Here is an 18,385-nt window from a genome sequence, read left to right on the forward strand (position 1 = left end):
CAAGCTCGCGACCAGCTGCTATGTCTCCTCGGCGGCGGATCCTCGAACGCCTCGACGGAAACAGAGATCGTTCCGTAGGCCCGCGTGTAGAACACAGCGTTCAGGCACAACACAAGTTTTCGATCATGCAGGTACCCGGCCAGGCTCACGGGACGTCCCTGATTGTCGGCGGTTGCCCGGGAACATCGAGCGTCGACGATCTGACCGTCGAGATGTCATCCGTCGCGCCGCGGACCCTGTCCAGGATCGTCCGCAGCAACGCTCGTCGTACCAGCCTGGTGTTGACCGCGACGACTGAACCCGAGGCGGTTCACGCCCGACGCGGGTGCCGGCGCTCAACTGATCGAAGGCGCTGCTGCTTGCTGGCTCGCCTTTAGTGTCCGAGGACGCGGCGCAGGATCTGGTCGACCCGCTGCCATGCGTCGGAGGGGATGGGGCCGAGTGGATGGGACAGTCCGGAGACCGGCATCCACGCGACGAGTTCGGGCAGGATCGTGCCCCTGATCGGGGTGGTGATCCCGGCGTCGGCGGCGTAGTCGTCGTGGGGCAGCGGTTCACCGGGGATGACCGGGCAGGTCACGACTCGGCCTGTACCCGCTCGGTTGTACAGGTCGGCTGAAACGATCAGGGCGTGGGCTGGCGCGTCCGCGCGCGCCCACACCTCACCCTGCTGCACGGCGGCGCAGCTCCTCCAGGCGGGCGAACTCGGCGTCGAGGGCCTTGGGAGTCACTCCGAGCGCTGCGTTGCGCTGCTGCTGTCGAGTGAACCGGGCTGTCCAGATGGCCTCGGTCAGGGTCTTGTCGACCCAGGCTGACAGGGTGAGTCCGGCGGCTTCGGCCTGAGTTCGAGCGTCCTGCAGGGTGGCCTCACGAACCGACACGCTCAGATTCGGCATGCTACGCATCATAGGACGGCCCATCCCATCGGCAGTGCGATCTTGCTCTTCGCCGCGCCGTCCGGGAGGGTCCGGCCCAACCAGACCTCCACGCCCGCGCGGCGCCGGAGTCGAGGCCCGCCTCCGGCTCTGGTCCGCGTGAGGCGAGTCATTCAGTGGGCTGTCCGCGGCGGGGTCGGGTTGATGCTGTCGCTGTCCCAAGTGATCCGCTGGTCGACTGGGACGGGCATGGCTTCGAGCTGGTCGTCTGCGGTGAGGGCGTTGATGCAGGCCTGGCTGCCGCCGACGTAGGTGGTCATCAGGTCCGCATCGGTGGCGACGCACCATACGCGGTCCTCGGGCCACCACAGGCTGGCCCGCCGATCCCAGGGTGGATGCTCCAGCGATGTGGTCGCCGCAGTCAGTGGGCCGGTCAGCAGGACCATGGGACGGTGCGTCATGGCGATGGTCGGAATTCCGGCGGTGGGCACGGCGAGTGCGCCGAATCCTCGCCATACGGCGAACCAGCCCCGATTCGCGGTGGTCGTGTGCCGAGCGAGCAGGCCGGAAAGACGTGCTTTCTGTGGAACGGGGAGGGATCCTTGCGTTGGTTGGTTGTTCCACAGACCGGGCTGATCGCTGCTGCCCTGCAAGTATTGCCAGGAGCCAGTGATGGAGATCCACTCCATGGAGGGGTGGGGTAGGCGTTCATTTCCGGGGCACCAGGGAACCGACGGTGTAGCCGGGGCCGCGGGTTCCGTCCACGACCCAGCCCGCCGGGCTCACGTCGGTGACCAGCTCGGGTCCACCGATGGTAAACGGGGTTCCTTCCATGCGTTCAGTGTCACCGGGAGGCGGTGGCGGCACAACAAAGCTCGTACGGGAGGATGACGCCTAGGATCGAGGTGAACATGATTTTCCCCACGTTGTGATCGCCTGAGTCGTCGCCCGAGAGATTGTTTAGACACGACACAATTGTGCGCGCGACGCTTAGTAGCGACCTTCATATATGCAGGTCGAGTACAGTGTTTGCCCTCTGGAGCCTTACAAGCGAGTGGTCGCAGGTTCGACCCCTGCCGCGCCCACACGCTGGTTCCGCATGCTCGTTGATCTCCGATCAAGCTCGTGACCAGCCGCGATATCTTTCGGGGGACCGGTGCAACCCCATGAGCAACGCGCAGCGTGACCACCGTCGCGGGAGTGATTGGTCAGTCGGGTTCCGCTCAGGCGGTCGTCGAGTCGGGCCAGGGCCGAGTGGTTCTCCGCCTTCGGCGAGCGGGAGTGGCCGGGCGGGCTCCTCCGGGCGCACGCCGCCGGGCCCGGTAGCACCATCGAGACATGGCCAGCAGCGCCGGCCGCCCCGTGTCCGTCGACGCGGGCGGGCATGTGCGGCTGGTGCCGACCCGGTGGTCCCGGTGGCGGTACCGGGCGCTGTCCGCGTTGCTCGGGGCGGTGCCCGCCGTGGCGTTCCCCGCGCTGTCGGCATGGCCGGTCGGCTTCGTCGGGATGGTGCCGGCAACCCTGGTGATCGTGGCGGCCACCGTCCCGCGGGAGGCGGCGATCCGTGCCTGGTGCGGCGGTACCGGGTTCTTCCTGGCGACCTGCTATTGGCTGGTTCCGAACACCGGTCCGTTCATCGTCGTCCTCGGCCTGGCGCTCGGCGTCACCTGGATGCTGTGGGGCGTCCTGGTCTGGACGGCGCTGCGCCCCCGGCTGCCCTCCCAACCGCCCGGGTACCGCCGTCTCGCCTGGGCGCTGGTCGCCGTCCCGTCCGGCTGGGTGATCGGGGAGTTCGCCCGGTCGTGGGAGGGCTTCGGTGGGCCGTGGGCGCTGCTCGGTGCCAGCCAGTGGAACGCCCGACCGTTTCTGCCGCTGGCCGCCGTCGGCGGGGTGTGGCTGCTGAGCTTCCTGCTCGCCGCCGTCAACCTGCTGGTGGCTGCGGCGGTCATGCCGGGCCTGCGGCCGGGGCGGCGGCGACCGTGGCGGGCCGGCGTCGCGCTAGCAGCCGGCCTGCTCGTTGCCGTGATGGTGGCCGGTGCGGCGGCCGTGCCCACCCCGGCCAACACCGGCACGCTCACCGTTGGTGGCGTCCAGCCAGGCGTCGTCCACGGTGCCGACGTGCGGTTCGCCGACGGTGAGGCGGCCACCAGAAGCCTGGTCGGCGCCGGGGTCGACCTGGTGGTGTGGGGGGAGAGCAGCGTCGGGTTCGACCTCGTCGACGACCAGGCACGGCTGCGCCAGCTCGAGGATCTGTCCCGCATGCTCGGTGTCCCGGTCTTGGTCAACACCGATGCGCGGCGTGCTGATGAGGTCGCCGGCCCCGACGATGGGGACGGGGGGATCTACAAGTCGGCAGTGCTGGTCGGACCGGACGGCCCGCGCGGGCGGTACGACAAGATGCGGCTGGTGCCGTTCGGGGAGTACATCCCCCTGCGCCCCGTCTTCGGTTGGCTGACCGCGGTGACCGAGGCAGCCGCCGAGAACCGCCGCAAGGGTGTCCGGCTTACCGTGCTCGCCGCGGGGAAACTGGACGGCAGGACGATCCGGCTCGGTCCGCTGGTCTGCTTCGAGTCGGCCTTCCCGGACATGACTCTCCGTCTGGCGAACGACGGCGCGGACGTGGTCGTCGTCCAGTCGGCCACCTCGACCTTCCAGGACAGCTGGGCACCCGATCAGCACGCCAGCCTCGCCGCGCTGCGGGCGGTCGAGGCGGGACGGCCTGTCCTTCACGCCACGCTGACCGGCGTGTCCACCGCCTTCGACGCCTCCGGCCGGCAGTTGTTCCGCCTGGGCAGGGACGGGCGCGGCGCCTATGTCGTAGACCTGCCGCTGACCAGCGCGACCGGCACCCCGTATGCCCGCCTCGGCGACTGGGTGCCCCTCGGCTCGCTCGCCATCGTCGCGGCCGTCGCGCTCGATGCCGCGGTGCTGCGGGCGGTCCGTCTGCACCGCGCCAGGCGCTCCACGACGGGGTGATTCGGGGTGGCAGGGCGGGTAGGGGTACCGCAAATTTTAGTTCGCGCGGCTCCTGGTCAGGGAAGGGCCCACAGCCGTATTGTGTTGTCCTTGCTGCCGCTGGCAAGGGTTTGGCCGTCCGGCGACAACGCTACCGACCAAATCCAGTCAGTGTGACCGGTCAGGGGCAGACCAAGTAGGCGGGGATGGGACCGGTCGGTCACGTCCCATATTCGTACGGTGTCGTCGTAGCTTCCGCTGACCAGGGTGTCGCCGTCCTGAGAGAACGTTAGCGGTCCGACGGTGTTGGCATGGCCGGTGATCGGTGCCCCGAGCAGACGGGGAGTAGACCGGTCGGTGACGTCCCAGAGTCGGATTGTGGTGTCCCTGCCGCTGCTGGCCAGGGTCCGGCTGTCCAAGGAGAACGCTACTGAGTTCACTCCGCCGGTATGTCCGGTAAGGGGTAGGCCGATGGGTTGGGGATGAGATCGGTCGGCCATGTTCCACAACCGCACTGTGCTGTCGAGGCTGCTGCTGGCCAGGGTGCGGCCGTCCATGGTTAACGCTAGCGAGGTGACCCAGTCGCTGTGGCCCGACAGGGGCGAGCCGAGGGGGCGGGTGCGGGTGCGGTCGGTGATGTCCCAGAGTCGGATTGTGGTGTCCCTGCTGCTGCTGGCCAGGGTGCGGCCGTCCGAGAAGAACGCCACCGAGGTGACGGCGTCCGTGTGGCCGGTAAGGGGTTGGCCGAGGGGGTGGGGACGGGTGCGGTCGGTGATGTCCCAGAGCCGGATTGTCGTGTCCCTGCTGCTGCTGGCCAGAGTGTTGCCGTCCGGGGAAAAAGCCACCGACATTACTCCGAGGGTGTGGCCGGCGAGGGGTTGGCCGAGGGGGTGGGGACGGGTGCGGTCGGTGATGTCCCAGAGCCGGACTGTCGTGTCCTTGCTGCTGCTGGCCAAGGTGTGGCCATCCGGGGAAAACGCCACCGAGGCCACCCAGTCGGTGTGATCCGTCAAGGGCTGGCCCAGCGCCTGGGCGGCGGGAGCCGGCGTCTCCTTGGCGGAGGCGCCCAGTGCGACGGGGTGAGAACTGGGCTCGTTCGGATTCCCACTGCGCGCAGCGACAGGGATAAGGACGGTGCCGGCAACGGCGAGTAGGAGGAGCACCACGCCGGCGGCGAGCCGGTGGCGCGGCGACGAGGCCAGCCGGGGATGCGACCGTGCGTGGCGCCCACGGCTGGCCACGCTCTCGCTGGCGGGCCCATCCTCCGGACTGCTGTCCGCGGGATGCGAAGGCGACATGTCGTCGGCGGCGGATGATGGCGGCAGTCGGGTGAGTCTCGCCGGGCGTTCAGCGGCGGCGCGCACATCGTCATCGAGCCGAAGCGACACCCCAGCCGTGGCGATCCACCCCGGGCCGTATGCGGTGGCGGCGGCCTGGGCGAGATCGACGGCAAAAGCGTGCGCGGATGGCGGCCGGTCTGCTGGGACCGGGGAAAGCATGCGTAGAACCACCGTTGCCACCGGCTCGGGTACTCCGATCGGCGGCGGCAGGATGTGCTGGTCGATGGGGTTTGGCCACGGAGGCTGGGTAGCCGCCGCTGGGCCGAACGACCTTGTACCGGCCAACAGCAGATACAGCACCACTCCGAGTGCGTACAGATCTGTGGTCGGCCCCAGCCGGCCCCCCGCGATCTGCTCGGGGGCCATGAATAGCGGTGTTCCGACCACTGAGCTCGCGGTGGCCGCCGACCCGCTTACCAGCTTGGCGATTCCGAAATCGGCTACCTTGATTAGTCCAGCGGCGTCGAACAGCATGTTGTCGGGCTTGATGTCGCGGTGCAGCACACCCCTGGAATGCGCACACGACAAGGCTCCGGCCGCGGCCAGGCCGACCGCACAGGCCCCCGGCTGGCTGATGCTCGCCTGGTGGCGGGTCAGGGTCCCCCCAGCCAGCATCTCCATCACGATCAGGCGCAGGTCGTCGGTCTCGACGTAGTCGTACACCCGGACGATGTGCGGGTGATCAAGGCTGGCAAGGATCTGTGCCTCGGCGGCGAAACTGGCGGTTAGCCCGGAACGGTCCCGCGCGGCCAGCACCTTGATCGCGACATCGCGCCCCAGGCGACGGTGCCAGCCGGCGAGCACCAGCCCGAACGCGCCGGCGCCGATCTGATCACCCAGCTCATAGCCCGGTAGTGCCGCAGCCACATGCGCACGATCAACAATCACGATGGGGCCTGCTCCAGGAACGACGTTCGCTGACGTCCGTCGCGAACCCACCCATTTCCCCCGACACGATGCGTGAGCCTAACGACAGCTCTGCCTGCCCTGGCAGCAGGGCGGGCTGTGATCGAGGATCGCGAGGGATGTGCCGTGGGCTCGGCGGGCGGGATATCAATCGCGGACCCTGCGCGGCCCGGAGGTCCGTCAGACCGGCTCGAACTCATCCCACCACAGGTAGAGGGCGACGACGTTCGCCGCGTCGTCGTCGGCCATGAACGCGGTCTGCTTGCTGTCGTACGTCCAGTGGATGACGTACCGCCACTGCTGGCGCGGCACACCACCGCGGCCGCGCTGCCGACCCACCGCCTGGGTGTTTCGCCAGCCTCATGGGTTCCGGTCATGTGCGAGGCGGTCTGTGTGGGCGGAGGTCGCGAGGCGGTCGGCGAGCGCCAGAACGAGGCCGCGGAGGTCATCTGGTCGCTCGATGACGAAGGGCCGGTCGAGTGACGCGAGCACCGGGGGAAGCCAGTCGAGCCGTTCCGCTCGGAGCTCGACCCGCAGCCAGCGCTCGGTTCCGGGATCGGTGTCTCCCGTGGACGGAGGCTCTTCCACGATCGCGACGCTGGCGGGAAGCCGGGCGCGAATCTGTTCGACAGTTCCCTGGATCCGCAGAATCACCTCATGCCGGTACGGAGCATTGGCGAGTCCCGATAGGACGCGCTGCGCCGGATCGAGTCCGTCGGGCGGCTCGAATGAGCCCGGCAGGGTCCGTGCGTGCTCGATGCGATCCAGCCGGAAGGTCCGGTCCTCGCCGATCCCGGGATCCGCACCCGTGACATACCACCGGCCGTTGTGGGCGACGAGCCCGTACGGATGCAGGGTGCGTTCGCTGCGCCGTCCGTCGGCGGCGGTATACCTGATCGAGATCGGCCGATGATGGCGTACCGCGTCGGCGATGGGGAGCACGACGGCGGTTTCCGCGGCGGTTGCCTCGCCAGGCGGGGCCGTGAAGGCGAGGGAGTCGAGCACGGCGTCCAGCCCGCGCGCGAGCCGTTCGGGCAGTACCCGCCGGATCTTGGCCGCCGCCGTCTCGCTTGCGGTGCCGGTCGTCGTCAGCAGGCCCGCTCGGCGGCTGGCGATCAGGCCCAGTAGCACGGCGAGCGCCTCGTCGTCGTTCAGCATGAGCGGAGGCAGGCGGTAGCCGGCGGCGAGCCGGTACCCGCCGTAGCGGCCGCGCACCGACTCGACGGGCACGTCGAGGTCGATCAGGTGCTGCACGTACCGCCGCACGGTGCGCCCGTCGACGCCGAGCCGATCGGCGAGCTCGGCCACCGTCCTGGTGCCACCCGACTGCAGGAGCTCCAGCAGGGTGAGCACGTGAGCGGTCGGTCGGGCCATGGGTAGAACTTAGCCCGAATACCGGACCGATTCTGTCCTGTATTGGTTCTAGCGTGTGCGGCGACGGCTCATCCGAACGAGGAGATCACCATGAGTTTCGTGTCGATCCGCATCATCACCGATGATGTCGCCCGTCTTGTCGGCTTCTACGAGCGCGCGATCGGCGTGCGGGCGGACTGGTCCAACCAGGATTTCGCTGAGCTCAGGACCACCTGTGCCACGCTCGCGATCGCCGGCACCCGCACCGTCGCGCTGTTCGCGCCGGACGCCGCCCGCCCGTCCGACAACCGTTCCGTGATCGTCGAGTTCCTCGTCGACGATGTGGACGGCGTCTACCGGAACCTGACCGACGTCGTCGAGGATGTCGTCAGCGAGCCCACGACTCTGCCCTGGGGTAGTCGGTCGTTCCTGTTCCGTGACCCAGACGGCAACCTCGTCAACTTCTTCACCCCGGTGACCCCGGCTGCCATCGCGAAGTCCGGTCCGTCGCGAGCAGCCTCGAGGTGACCGCCTTCGCCTCCCGGAGCCCGGCGGCGATCCGTGAACTACCCGCCGCTCCGACGGACGATCTCTGCTTGCAGCGGTCACAGGTTCGCGCGGAACCACTCGCTGACCACGCAGTCGACGACTTTGGCCAGCGGGATCTGCGGCGCCGGTTCGATGCCGGGCTGTTCGGCGAGTGGGTGGTCCAGGCCGGCGATCGTGCTCAGGCGGACCCGCGCCGGGTCCTGGTACTCGGCCTGGAGCGCGGCCACCAGTTCGCCGGCGTCGGCGCGGCTGATCGGGTAGTCGAGCTCGCCGCTGACCACGAGTACCGCTGGTGCCGGCCGGCGGCCGCTGATCAGCCCGGCATGGGCCACGAAATCCAGGTGATCGGCCGCGGCGTGCGCCCGTTCGTCCCATTCGTAGGACGTGCCCGCCGCCGCGGTGAAGATGTCGACCACGGTCCGCGCCCGGATGGCCGGGTTCACCAGCGCCACCGCCGACACCTGGACCGGCACCCGGGCCACCACGTTGAGCGCGACCGTCCCCCCGAGCGACGCGCCGACGATCCCGATCGGCCCGCCGCTGAGGGGGAGCTCGTCCTCCAGCGCATCGAGCGCCGGTAGGAACTCCTCGGTGGCCTGCCGGACCACCGGATCGACGTACCGCAGCACGGGATCGGCCAGCGCGGCCTCGTACGCTCCCTCCACTGAACGCCGGCCGACCAGCGGCATCCCGAGATGCACCCGCCAAGCGGGGACGTCGGTCAGTGGGAGCGCGGCGGCGAACGCGCTGTCCGAACGGGGCGCGTCCATCATGTGCCAGGTCACCACCAGCGGTGCCGGGACGTCGGCGCCGCCGGCTGGCGGCAGTGCCGTGAACGGAACGCCGGCCGCGTATCCAGTGATCGGTCCGCTGTTCCTGCCGGTGGTGGTCTCGGTCATGGTGGCGAACCTAGAGCGAGGGGCGAGCCAGGGGGAGGGCGCTCTGCCGGCAGCAGACAGGTCATCGTCCAGCTCGTCCTGGAGCGCCGCGGCGTGGCCGTAGCCGTCCGTCCGGTGGCCGCCCGTTCGGGTCGGGGCACACCCGACGGGTACCACGTTCGACGTGAGCGTCATGCGGGTCCGTTCGCGGGCAGCGATGGTGGTCCCGCTTGTCATCATCGTGGCGGTCTGCATGGTCGACGCCGTCGGGGGACCCGACTTCGTCATCATCGCGCTCGTGGTCATGGCTCCGCTGCTGGCTGCCAGCACGGTCGGTCCACGACTGACCGGTGTCTACGCACTCGCCGCGCTCGCCGGGGCGGGCGCGGTGGAGATCGCTAACCAGGTCGTGGGACCGGATGCGGGAGGGGGCCAGATCGCGCGGGTGATCCGGCTCGCCGGCATCGCCCTCGGCGGCGGGATAGCCGTGGTCGCGAGCCGGGCCCGCCAGGCTCGGGAGCGCCGGCTGACCGCGCTGGTGCGGGTGGCCGAGGTCGCGCAGCGTGCCATTTTGAGCCCGGTCCCGGCGGTCGTCGACGGCCTGCGGTTCACCGCCCTGTACCGGAGCGCGGCCACGGAGGCCAGCGTCGGCGGAGACCTCTACGAGGTGGTGGACACCCGGTGGGGCGTGCGGCTGCTGGTGGGGGACGCCCGGGGCAAGGGGCTGGAGGCGGTTCGGCTCGCCAGCCGTGTCCTGGGCTGCTTCCGGGCGCTGGCGGGGCGGCTCGAGGACCCGGCGGATCTGGTCGCGGCGCTCGACAACGAGGTCGCGGCCTTCGGGAGCGAGGAGAGCGAGGAGAGCGAGGATTTCGTCACCGCGGTCGTCGCCCAGATCGACCGCGCCGGGCGGATGTCGCTGCTCAACGCCGGCCACCCCGACCCGCTGCGGGTCCGGGGCGGCGTCGTGGAGCGACTCGGTGTCGCCGACCGGCAGCCACCGCTCGGTCTCGGTGCCGCGCCGGCCGCGGCCCACTACCTTGTCGCCCAGTCTGACCGGATGCTCTTCTACACCGACGGCCTGGCCGAGGCCCGCAACCGCGGTACCCGGGAGTTCTTCCCGCTTCTCCCGGCCGTGTCGGACGCGTTCGCCGCCGCGGAGCTGCCCGAGGCGAACACGCACCTGGTCAGCGCGCTCGTCTGCTGGACCGGCGGCTCGCTTGGCGACGACGTCGCGCTCGTCGCTGTGGAACGCCCCAAGCCGGGGGCCGAGCAGGCCCTCCCCGCCTGCGGCGAGTCCGCCGCGGCCACATCGACAGGGCCGGGGGATTTCAGGACCGGGTAGTGGGCGTGGCCAGGATCGAGCGGACGGACGTCGCTGGGCGCTTGAGCAGGTTCTCAAGCTCTGGTCCGGTGGTGGCGAACTCTCCTGGGGGTACAGATTCTTCCGCCGGGCGAGCATCGGATCAGCGCCTGGTGCGTCTATGTAGCGTGAAACAGACAACCACGCTGGCGGCGGGTGAGCCTCCCGGGGTCGCCGCCGTCTTCGCAGCGCACGGGGCGGGGCTGTTCCGCCTGGCGGTGCTGCTCGTCGGCGATCGGGCGACCGCCTAGGACATCGTCCAGGACGCCTTCGTCGGCCTGCAGCGACGATGGCCTGACCTGCGCGACCCGGGACGTGCACCCGCCTACGTCCGTGCCGCCGTCGTCAACGGTGCAAACTCGGCCTTCGCCGCCAGGCCCTGGCCCGGCGCCTGCACGCGTCGCACCCTCCGCCGATCTGGTCGGCCGAATCGGCCGAGTACGCGGCGATTGTCGGCGAGGACCGCCTTGAGGTGATGCGGGCACTGGCCCGGCTGCCCACGCGGCGCCGTGCCGTCCTCGTCCTTCGGTACCTCGCCTTCTTTCTCTCCGGAACACGAGCGGACGACGGCATCCGCATTCTCGACACCGAGGCCGACGGGGGCGATCTGATCGCCAACTCCCGGCTGATTCCTGGAACGGCGCGACTCTCGACTCCGACGGCGCAGACGCAGACCAGCGCGCCAGTGCTCAGCGCCGACGCCAGGCACATGTACGTCATCACCTCGGAACAGACCGCGGACGGGAGCGGGGTGTCCCGCGTGGTGGAACTCGACGCGCGCGACGGCCGGCAGACCCGGGTTCTGCTCGAACAGCGCAACACCGACCCCGCTCACTCCCTCGGCCAGATGGCGGTCGACCTGGTCGACGGTGATCTGCGCCTGCGTGACAGCCACGATTGGCGCTACAGCATCGACGTCTCGACCGGCGCCGTGGCCAAGCTTCCCCCGTGGCACGGAGAACTGCTGTCCATGGCCTGGTGACGCGACCTTCTTCGTCCGCCGGCGGAGCACGGTGAACTCGGCGTCGGCGTCGGCGGGGGGTCGAGCCACGAGGTGTCACGGGGAGAGGCCCGGGGCGTGACGGGGTGGCGCCATCAGTGGATCGCCACCTGTGCCAGGGTGTGTGCCCATGGCATCGGGGGACTGCGACAACGGGGGCGCGGTGGCGAATGTCGCCGGGACGGACTTCTTCGTCTCGTACGCCACCGCCGACGAGGCGTGGGCGGAGTGGATCGCCTGGAACCTCGAGGAGGCCGGGTACAGCACCCGCATCCAGGTCTGGGATTTCGCTGTCGGATCTCATTTCGTTCATGAAATGCACCGGGCGGCAGGAGGCGCGGCCAGGACGGTTGCCGTGCTCTCCGCCGAGTATCTCGCTTCGGCCTACGCCGAGGCCGAATGGGCGGCGGCCTGGGCGCGTGACCCGATCGGCATCCATCGCCGGCTGCTTGTTCTCCGGGTCGGCGAGTGCGAACAACCCGGCCTGCTGCGACAGGTCGTCGGGACGGACCTGTTCAACGTCGACGAGAACACCGCCCGGGAGCGCGTGCTGGCGGCGGCCCGCGGACAGCGGCACAAGCCGAAGTCACCACCGACCTTCCCCGGCAGGCCCGCCACGGCGACGGCGTCCGCGAGTACGCCCACACCGGCACGACGGCCGCCTCTGGCACGGCCGAAGTTTCCCGGCGGCCGGGTACGGCGCGGACCGTGGCCGGTCCCACGGGTGCTGATCGCGCTGGTGCTGCTCGTGGCTCTCACCGGCGGTGGAATTGTGGGCACCGGCGCCCTCAAGAACTGGCTGGGCGGTTCCGGCCCGTCACCGTATGCCGACACCCGCTGTACCGGCGTGCAGGTACTGGGCGGCCTGGCCGGTTCGCCCTACAGCCTGTACGCCCAGACGCTCGCCGACCTTATCAACGATAAGGTGCTCAACGGCGGCAACGACTGGTCGGCCACCGCTGATCTGAGCTTGTCGGGGACATCCGCCAGCCTGCGCACCCTCGCCGCGGACCCGAAGTGCACCCTCAGCCTCGCCCAGCTCAACGTCCCGGTGGACGCGGAACGCGGGCTGGGGGATTTCCGTCCGGAAAACGGCGGTCCCATCGCCGGTCTCCGCTACGTCGGACAGATCTACTACGACATGGTGCACCTCATCGTGCCGCCCGACTCGCCCATCAGTGGACTCGTCGACCTGTGTGGGAAGCGGGTTCTCACCGGACGGGACAGATCGGGCACCAACCAGATCAGCACTGTGCTCATCCGGTACGTGCAGGACACCTGGAACTGCAAGGTGGACAGCAGCCTCGACGAGGGGCTCAAGGCGGCGCTGCCACGACTGGATCCATCCTCGACGGCCCGGGTGGACGCCGTCTTCTGGGCGGCCGGTGCCCCGACGAAGCTGATCAGCGACTACCTCGCAAAGGGGCACATGATCAGGCTCGTCCCGCTGAACGACGGTCGCGTCGCCGTCGCCAAGGAATGGTCCACCGTCTACCCGGACGTGAGCCAGCCATTCGTGGCACTGCCGCTCGGCCCGGAATATCCGGGGGTGGCCAAGGTCGGCACCTTCGGAACGCCGAACGGCGTGGTCGCGATGAAATCGACGGACCGGCCGCTCGTCGCCTTTGTCGCGCGGATGCTCCAGGAGCGGAGGAAGGACTTCGAGCATGACCTGTGGCCGGCGCACCCACCGGGTTGGTTTCCCACCCCGTGGTCGTTCGCCGATTCCGGTCTGTGTCAGGCGGTCCCGCTGCACGACGCGGCCTACAAGGCGTACCTCCAGGCCCCGGACGGGCAGGCGCCCTCCGGATGCCGGGTCGGCTGACGGGACATCCGATGGATCGCGGTCGCCCAGGCCGGCCTCGCGACCGCCGTGCTCACCAACGGCATCGACAGTCAGCAGCTCGCGAAGGTCCGGGCGATCGGTCTCGCCGGGCGGGTCGGCCCGGTGTTCACCGCCGAGGCCCTCGGCGCGGCGAAGCCGCACCCGTCGACCTATCTGGCGGTCTGCGAGCGCCTCGGCGCCGCGGCCGGGTCGGTGCTGCATGTCGGCGACCGGCACGACCTCGATGTGCTGGCAGCGCGGGCGGCCGGGCTGCGCGCCGTCCACCTCGACCGGACCGGCCTCGGCCCGCACGACGAGCCGGACCGCATCACATCCCTCGACCAGATCGCCCGATACCTGCATAGGTTTGGCGGGTGACGTTCCCTCTGCGCGGGGTCCGCGTTCTCGACCTCGCCCGGCACTATCCCGGCGGGTACTGCACCCTGCTGCTGGCCGACCTCGGCGCCGAGGTGGTCAAGGTCGAGGCCCCTGGCGCCGGCGATCCGCTCCGCGGGCCGGCCGGGACGTCGCCCGCCCACATCGGCCTCAACCGCGGCAAGCGCTCCATCACCCTCGACACGCGGCGGCCGGCGGGGCTCGACGTGCTCCGCCGGCTCGTGGCCGGGGCGGACGCCGTCGTCGACAGCTCCCGCCCGGGTGCTCTGGAGGAGGCGGGCTTCGGGTATCTGCAGGCGGCAGCCGTCAACCCGCGGCTGGTGTGGGCGGCGCTGTCCGCCTTCGGCGCTGACGGCCCCTACGCCGGACGGGCCGGCCACGAGGTCACCTTTCTCGGTCAGTCCGGCGCGCTGGCCGCGATGGCCGAGCAGCTCCCGTGGATGCCCCAGACGGCGATCGCCGCGCCCATGGCCGGTGCCGTCGCGGCGATGGCCGTGGCCGCCGCGCTCGCCGGCGCTGCCCGAACCGGAACCGGCTGCTTCGTCGACGCCTCGATCACGGATGCCTCGACGTGGCTGTTGTCCGGCATGCCGGCCCAGTTCACCGCCGGTGCGCCCAAGTTGGGATGGGCCGCGGGCCGCCGGCTCTACCGATGCGCCGACGACCGGTGGGTGAGCGTCTCGGCGGCCGAGTCCCGGACCTGGCGTGCGCTCTGCCGTGTCCTCGACGCCGACGATCTGGCGGACCGGCTCACGGCCCCCGTCGAGGAGCAGACGGCGATGGCCGAGCGCTTCGAGAAAGTCTTCGCCGCCCGGCCGGCGGCGCAGTGGATGGAGTCGGACCCCGCCGCGACGATCGGCGCGGTGAACGAGGGCCCGGATCTGCTGACCGATCCGCACGCCTCGGCACGCGGAGCCCTCGTGGACGTCATGGGCACGCTGGTGCCAGCGACGCCGGTCCGGCTCCGGGACGCCGAGGGACGACGGTCGTCAACGCCCACCACCGGACCGCCGGAACTCGGCGCGGACACCGACGAGATCCTCCTCGCCGCCGGCGTCCCCGACGGCGAGCTCGCCCGACTGCGGGCCGACGGCATCATCTGAGCTGGCCCTGTTGGTTGACCGCGCGGGCATTGTGAGTCAGGGTGAAACTAGTTACTGAAACTAGTTTCAAGAGTGCGTGACGCGGCGAGAGCCGACGGCCCGGAGGGAAAGGATCGGCATGGCTGAGAACGTGGTCGTCATCGGTGCCGGTGCCTACGGCGCGGCGGTCGCCGCCTCGCTGGCGCGCCGCGGTGCCCGGGTCGTCATCGTGGAGGCCGGCGCTCCCGCGGGCGGCACCTCCGGCGCGACGTTCGCCTGGATCAACGCCTCCAGCAAGCAGTCACACCCGTACCACGCTTTCGGGGTCGCGGCGATGGACGCCCACCGCAGGCTGGCGGCCGAGACGCCCGCCGGCGACTGGTACCACGAGTCCGGCAACCTACAGTGGGAGACCGCCGATGCCGAGCACGAGGTGCTGCGCCGGAAGGTCGCCACCGTCGTCGCCTACGGGTACGAGGTGCGCTGGCTCAGCCGGGCCGAGGCGCTGAAGCTCGAACCGGACGTGGATCCCGCCGCGCTTCCGGCGGACGAGATCGCCTACTTCCCGCGGGAGGGGTGGGTCGAGCCGGCCCGCCTGGTCGGCCACCTGCTCTCGAGGGCGGTGTCCCGGGGCGCCGAGCTGGTGACCGACGACCCGGTCGTCAGCCTGCGGATCGCCGCTGGACTGGTACGTGCCGTGGGCCTCGCCTCGGGTCGCTCGATCTCCGCGGGCGCGGTCGTGAACTGCGCGGGGCCGCGCGCCGGCGCGATCGCCGTGCTCGCCGGCCTGGATCTGCCGATGCGCAACACCCACGGCGTGCTCGTCCACACCTCCCCGGTCACCGTCTCGGCATCCCGCGTCATCCACGCGCCGGACGTCCACCTGCGGCCGGACGGGGGCGGACGGCTGCTGCTGCACACCCAGGCGATCGACGGCGCGGTGCGTATTTCCGGCAACGGTGAAATGAGCGCGGACGGATCGGCGGTCGAGACGATCCTCGAGGCGAGCCGGGTGCTCTACCCGGGAATCCGGGCGGCGACGGTGGAGAAGGTCCGGATCGGTGAACGGCCCATTCCCGGGGACGGCCTACCCGTGCTGGGGCGGGCGGTCGAGCTGCCCAACTTCCATTTCGCCGTCTCGCACAGCGGTGTGACCCTGAGCGTGCACGCCGGTGACCTGGTCGCGGCGGAGGTGATGGGGGAGGACCACAGCGACGAGCTCGCTGCCTTCCGGATCGAGCGGTTCCGGCCGGGCGGCCCGGTGAGGGCGGCTCGGTGAAGGCAGGCGGCTGAGGCGGCTGAGGGGAGCGCCGGGGGAGGGCCGGTGCGGGGAAAGGCCTGTGGGGAGGAATGACGCGCACGGTCGTCCTGAACGGAGGTGACCTCGTCGACGGCCGGGGAGGGGAACCGCGGCGCGACGTCGACATCATCGTCGTGGGCGACACCATCCGCGAGATCACCCCCACCCGGTCCGCCGAGGCGTACGTCGCCGTTGACGAGATCGTCGACTGCGCCGGAAGGCTGGTGCTTCCGGGCCTCGTCAACAACCACACCCACGGCACCGCGTTCGGGCCGCTGTTCCCCAGCGGGCAGGTGGGCCTGCCGCGCGAGCAGGTGCTGGCCAACCTCGACCGGCACCTGCTGGAGGGGACGACGACGGTGCTCTGCGTGGACGGCTTCGTCACCGCGGCGGATCTCGCCGGCACGGACGAGGCACATCCGGTCAACGTCCGGCTCGCCTCCTGCAACACCCCGGCCTGCCTGGCGGCGGCGACCATCGTGGACGGCGGCGGTCTCACCGAGGCGAACCGGAGGTTCACCGCGCGACAGGCAGTCGACGCCGGCGCGGTGGCCCTCGGCGAGATCGGGGCCGGGCACACCCTCGGCGGGGGAGGGGCGTGTTACCGGTACATCCCGGTTGAGATCGAGCGGCGCAGCGGCGTGACGATCACGCCGCGGCAGGCCAGCGGGCTGCGGGACGCGGTGCTGGGCCGGCACATCTCGGCGTCCGCGTTCGACCGGGACGGCGTCGATCGGGCGCTCGCGGACGCGGGGCTGGCGGGCCGACTGTCGGTCGAGGAGGCGCGTGAGATCGTCTCGACCGTCGTGCTGCCGGCCTTCGACGTCGCGCTGCGCGGGCTCACGGAGGCGGCCGACCAGGCCCGTGAGGTGGGCGTCCCGGTGGTGGTGCACAACGCGGCCGCGTCGATGACCCAGGTCGCCGCCATCGCGAGGACCGACGTCCCACTGGTCGCGGGGCACTCGAACCACTCGAGCTTCGGGCTGCGCGAGGCCCTCGACCACGCCGAGCGGCTCAAGGAGCTCGGCGCTGTCCTGGACGTCTCCACCCTCGACACGTTCGGTGCGCGGCGGCTGACGACCGGCCCCGAGCTGCTCTACGCGATGTTCTCCGCGGGGCTGGTCGACACGATCTCGACCGACTACGCGGGCGGCCACCACGACCCGGTCCTGCTCGCGATCGACCGGGCCGTCCGGGCGGGCGTGGTGACCCTGCCGGCTGCGGTCGCGATGGCGACCGCCAACGCCGCGGACGCCATCCCCGGCCTGGCGCCACGCCGTGGCCGCGTCGTCCCCGGGGCCATCGCCGACCTGGTGGTGACAGACCCGGCGGAGCTCCGCGACGTGGGTACTGTCATGGTCGGAGGCAGGTTCGCCGTCCGCGACGGCCGGTGCGTCGCCCGCTGACGGGCCGCCCTCCTGACCGGGCATCCGACGGCCGCCTACCGACTGGACGGCCGACCGGGACGTCCGCCGGCAGGGCACCCGGCCGGAGCGTCGGCCGACCAGACGCCCTGACCGGGCACCGCCGGAACCGTTCGGAGGGACGCGCAGCGACCATGGCGAAGCGAGTCACCATCGGTGACGTCGCCGCGCACGCCGGCGTCTCCACGGCGACGGTCTCCCGCGTGCTCAACGGGGGCGCCGTCACCGAGGCGACCGCGACCCGGGTGCGGGAGGCGGTCACCGCGCTGGAGTACAGCCCCAACGCGCTCACCAGAAGTATCTTCGCCGGTCGCTCCAGCACGATCGGTGTTGTCATCCGTGACCTGAGCAGCCCCTTCTACCTCGACCTGATCCGTGGCATCGACGACGTGGCCGCCGCCAACGACAGCCTCGTCATGCTCGCCAACACGTTCCGCCAGGCCGACCATGAAATCGCGCTCGTCAGGATGATGGACGAGCACCGGGTGCGCGGCCTGATCGTGACCGCCGGCGAGCAGACCGACAGCCGCACCCGCCGCATGGCCGAGACCGGCACGCCGTGCGTGATCGTCGCGCGTACCGTGCGGGACCCTCCGCCCGACCTGCATGCCGTCAGCCTCGACAACGTCGGGGCCGGTCGTCTGATGGCCAGGCATCTGGTCGGGTGCGGGCGGTCGTCCGTCGGGGTCGTCACCTCCGGGAGCCGCCCGTCCCAGCTCGAGCGCACGGCGGGGCTGCGGAAGGCGCTCATCGAGCTCGGACGTCCGCTGCCCGCGGACGCGGTGGCCGTCGCCGAGACGGCGGAAGAGGCCGACCATGCTGTCGGCACGCTCCTCGCGCGCGCACATGCTCGCGGAACGCCGTTGGACGCGGTCGCCTGCGCCACGGGCCGCCTGACCGTCGCCGCGTACTCGGCGCTCACGGCTCGCGGCCTCGCCATTCCCGACGACATCGCGTTCGTGACGATGGACGACTTTCCCTGGGCCACCGCGCTCGGGATCACCGTGATCACCCAGCCCTCGTACGAGATGGGCCGGCGGGCAGCCGAGCTCGTCGTCGAACGCCCCGGTGAAGCGGTCAGCATCGTCTTCGAGCCGATGCTGGTCGCCCGCGGCTCCGCCGGCGAGAGAAACAGTCCGTGA

At 70.7% G+C, this 18,385-nt stretch carries 18 protein-coding genes; 11 read left to right on the forward strand and 7 right to left on the reverse strand.

What is annotated here, in order from left to right; translation table 11 throughout:
* Positions 1 to 373: 373 nt before the first annotated feature.
* The 3 genes from FRANEAN1_RS40775 to FRANEAN1_RS43135 all read right to left on the reverse strand — a co-directional run bounded on the left by FRANEAN1_RS40775 (position 374) and on the right by FRANEAN1_RS43135 (position 1,564).
* Positions 374 to 676 (reverse strand): transcriptional modulatorof MazE/toxin MazF, encoded by a 303-nt coding sequence (locus FRANEAN1_RS40775; protein ID WP_020459472.1) that lies wholly within the window; start codon positions 674 to 676, stop codon positions 374 to 376.
* The gene (locus FRANEAN1_RS09170; RefSeq protein ID WP_041253904.1) at positions 663 to 896 is read right to left on the reverse strand and encodes a hypothetical protein; all 234 of its coding nucleotides are present in this window, start codon (positions 894 to 896) and stop codon (positions 663 to 665) included. Before FRANEAN1_RS09170 ends, FRANEAN1_RS40775 begins: the two co-directional genes overlap by 14 nt.
* A gap of 152 nt (positions 897 to 1,048) precedes the next feature.
* Positions 1,049 to 1,564, reverse strand: coding sequence for a hypothetical protein (locus FRANEAN1_RS43135; RefSeq protein ID WP_020459473.1), 516 nt, complete (start codon positions 1,562 to 1,564; stop codon positions 1,049 to 1,051).
* Positions 1,565 to 2,213: 649 nt separating this feature from the next.
* On the opposite strand from FRANEAN1_RS43135, the gene lnt reads away from it, so the two are divergent.
* Positions 2,214 to 3,851, forward strand: coding sequence for an apolipoprotein N-acyltransferase (gene lnt / locus FRANEAN1_RS09180; RefSeq protein ID WP_020459474.1), 1,638 nt, complete (start codon positions 2,214 to 2,216; stop codon positions 3,849 to 3,851).
* Positions 3,852 to 3,907: 56 nt separating this feature from the next.
* Here the strand turns inward: lnt and FRANEAN1_RS09185 are convergent, their stop codons facing one another.
* The 3 genes from FRANEAN1_RS09185 to FRANEAN1_RS09190 all read right to left on the reverse strand — a co-directional run bounded on the left by FRANEAN1_RS09185 (position 3,908) and on the right by FRANEAN1_RS09190 (position 7,450).
* Entirely contained in the window at positions 3,908 to 6,058 is a 2,151-nt protein-coding gene (locus FRANEAN1_RS09185; protein WP_020459475.1) for a serine/threonine-protein kinase, read from the reverse strand.
* Positions 6,059 to 6,256: 198 nt separating this feature from the next.
* Positions 6,257 to 6,415 (reverse strand): hypothetical protein, encoded by a 159-nt coding sequence (locus tag FRANEAN1_RS40780; RefSeq protein WP_157472483.1) that lies wholly within the window; start codon positions 6,413 to 6,415, stop codon positions 6,257 to 6,259.
* Positions 6,416 to 6,436: 21 nt separating this feature from the next.
* Positions 6,437 to 7,450: a YafY family protein gene (locus tag FRANEAN1_RS09190; RefSeq protein ID WP_020459476.1), complete on the reverse strand. Its 1,014-nt coding sequence runs from the start codon at positions 7,448 to 7,450 to the stop codon at positions 6,437 to 6,439.
* A gap of 90 nt (positions 7,451 to 7,540) precedes the next feature.
* On the opposite strand from FRANEAN1_RS09190, the gene FRANEAN1_RS09195 reads away from it, so the two are divergent.
* On the forward strand, positions 7,541 to 7,957 hold the full coding sequence (locus FRANEAN1_RS09195; RefSeq protein ID WP_020459477.1) for a VOC family protein: 417 nt from the start codon (positions 7,541 to 7,543) through the stop codon (positions 7,955 to 7,957).
* A gap of 77 nt (positions 7,958 to 8,034) precedes the next feature.
* Here the strand turns inward: FRANEAN1_RS09195 and FRANEAN1_RS09200 are convergent, their stop codons facing one another.
* Positions 8,035 to 8,877 (reverse strand): alpha/beta hydrolase-fold protein, encoded by an 843-nt coding sequence (locus tag FRANEAN1_RS09200; protein ID WP_020459478.1) that lies wholly within the window; start codon positions 8,875 to 8,877, stop codon positions 8,035 to 8,037.
* A 172-nt stretch (positions 8,878 to 9,049) separates the two neighbouring features.
* On the opposite strand from FRANEAN1_RS09200, the gene FRANEAN1_RS09205 reads away from it, so the two are divergent.
* From FRANEAN1_RS09205 to FRANEAN1_RS09240, 9 genes are all read left to right on the forward strand, one after another.
* Positions 9,050 to 10,198 (forward strand): PP2C family protein-serine/threonine phosphatase, encoded by a 1,149-nt coding sequence (locus FRANEAN1_RS09205; RefSeq protein ID WP_020459479.1) that lies wholly within the window; start codon positions 9,050 to 9,052, stop codon positions 10,196 to 10,198.
* A 146-nt stretch (positions 10,199 to 10,344) separates the two neighbouring features.
* Positions 10,345 to 10,467: a hypothetical protein gene (locus tag FRANEAN1_RS43140; protein WP_347177045.1), complete on the forward strand. Its 123-nt coding sequence runs from the start codon at positions 10,345 to 10,347 to the stop codon at positions 10,465 to 10,467.
* Positions 10,468 to 10,688: 221 nt separating this feature from the next.
* On the forward strand, positions 10,689 to 11,198 hold the full coding sequence (locus FRANEAN1_RS09210; RefSeq protein WP_020459480.1) for a hypothetical protein: 510 nt from the start codon (positions 10,689 to 10,691) through the stop codon (positions 11,196 to 11,198).
* 148 nt (positions 11,199 to 11,346) lie between these two features.
* Positions 11,347 to 13,041, forward strand: coding sequence for a TIR domain-containing protein (locus tag FRANEAN1_RS40785; protein ID WP_020459481.1), 1,695 nt, complete (start codon positions 11,347 to 11,349; stop codon positions 13,039 to 13,041).
* A 15-nt stretch (positions 13,042 to 13,056) separates the two neighbouring features.
* Positions 13,057 to 13,419, forward strand: coding sequence for an HAD family hydrolase (locus FRANEAN1_RS09220; protein WP_347177210.1), 363 nt, complete (start codon positions 13,057 to 13,059; stop codon positions 13,417 to 13,419).
* A complete protein-coding gene (locus FRANEAN1_RS09225; RefSeq protein ID WP_020459483.1) occupies positions 13,416 to 14,540 on the forward strand; it encodes a CaiB/BaiF CoA-transferase family protein in 1,125 nt (374 codons plus the stop codon). Before FRANEAN1_RS09220 ends, FRANEAN1_RS09225 begins: the two co-directional genes overlap by 4 nt.
* 118 nt (positions 14,541 to 14,658) lie before the next feature.
* Complete coding sequence (locus FRANEAN1_RS09230; RefSeq protein WP_020459484.1) at positions 14,659 to 15,798, forward strand: FAD-dependent oxidoreductase; 1,140 nt, start codon at positions 14,659 to 14,661, stop codon at positions 15,796 to 15,798.
* 71 nt (positions 15,799 to 15,869) lie between these two features.
* Complete coding sequence (locus FRANEAN1_RS09235; RefSeq protein ID WP_020459485.1) at positions 15,870 to 17,225, forward strand: amidohydrolase family protein; 1,356 nt, start codon at positions 15,870 to 15,872, stop codon at positions 17,223 to 17,225.
* 152 nt (positions 17,226 to 17,377) lie between these two features.
* Complete coding sequence (locus FRANEAN1_RS09240) at positions 17,378 to 18,385, forward strand: LacI family DNA-binding transcriptional regulator (protein WP_020459486.1); 1,008 nt, start codon at positions 17,378 to 17,380, stop codon at positions 18,383 to 18,385.

It is taken from the genome of Parafrankia sp. EAN1pec (assembly GCF_000018005.1).
Classification (GTDB): Bacteria; Actinomycetota; Actinomycetes; order Frankiales; family Frankiaceae; genus Parafrankia; species Parafrankia soli.

What these genes read in the sequence shown, in the direction of transcription:
- FRANEAN1_RS09195 (WP_020459477.1), top strand. Translation starts at nt 7,541, where the DNA reads ATGAGTTTCGTGTCGATCCGCATCATCACCGATGATGTCGCCCGTCTT.
- FRANEAN1_RS09235 (WP_020459485.1), top strand. Translation starts at nt 15,870, where the DNA reads ATGACGCGCACGGTCGTCCTGAACGGAGGTGACCTCGTCGACGGCCGG.
- FRANEAN1_RS09170 (WP_041253904.1), bottom strand. Translation starts at nt 896, where the DNA reads ATGCCGAATCTGAGCGTGTCGGTTCGTGAGGCCACCCTGCAGGACGCT.
- FRANEAN1_RS09230 (WP_020459484.1), top strand. Translation starts at nt 14,659, where the DNA reads ATGGCTGAGAACGTGGTCGTCATCGGTGCCGGTGCCTACGGCGCGGCG.
- FRANEAN1_RS09190 (WP_020459476.1), bottom strand. Translation starts at nt 7,450, where the DNA reads ATGGCCCGACCGACCGCTCACGTGCTCACCCTGCTGGAGCTCCTGCAG.
- lnt (WP_020459474.1), top strand. Translation starts at nt 2,214, where the DNA reads ATGGCCAGCAGCGCCGGCCGCCCCGTGTCCGTCGACGCGGGCGGGCAT.
- FRANEAN1_RS43135 (WP_020459473.1), bottom strand. Translation starts at nt 1,564, where the DNA reads ATGGAGTGGATCTCCATCACTGGCTCCTGGCAATACTTGCAGGGCAGC.
- FRANEAN1_RS40785 (WP_020459481.1), top strand. Translation starts at nt 11,347, where the DNA reads ATGGCATCGGGGGACTGCGACAACGGGGGCGCGGTGGCGAATGTCGCC.
- FRANEAN1_RS09200 (WP_020459478.1), bottom strand. Translation starts at nt 8,877, where the DNA reads ATGACCGAGACCACCACCGGCAGGAACAGCGGACCGATCACTGGATAC.
- FRANEAN1_RS09240 (WP_020459486.1), top strand. Translation starts at nt 17,378, where the DNA reads ATGGCGAAGCGAGTCACCATCGGTGACGTCGCCGCGCACGCCGGCGTC.
- FRANEAN1_RS09205 (WP_020459479.1), top strand. Translation starts at nt 9,050, where the DNA reads ATGCGGGTCCGTTCGCGGGCAGCGATGGTGGTCCCGCTTGTCATCATC.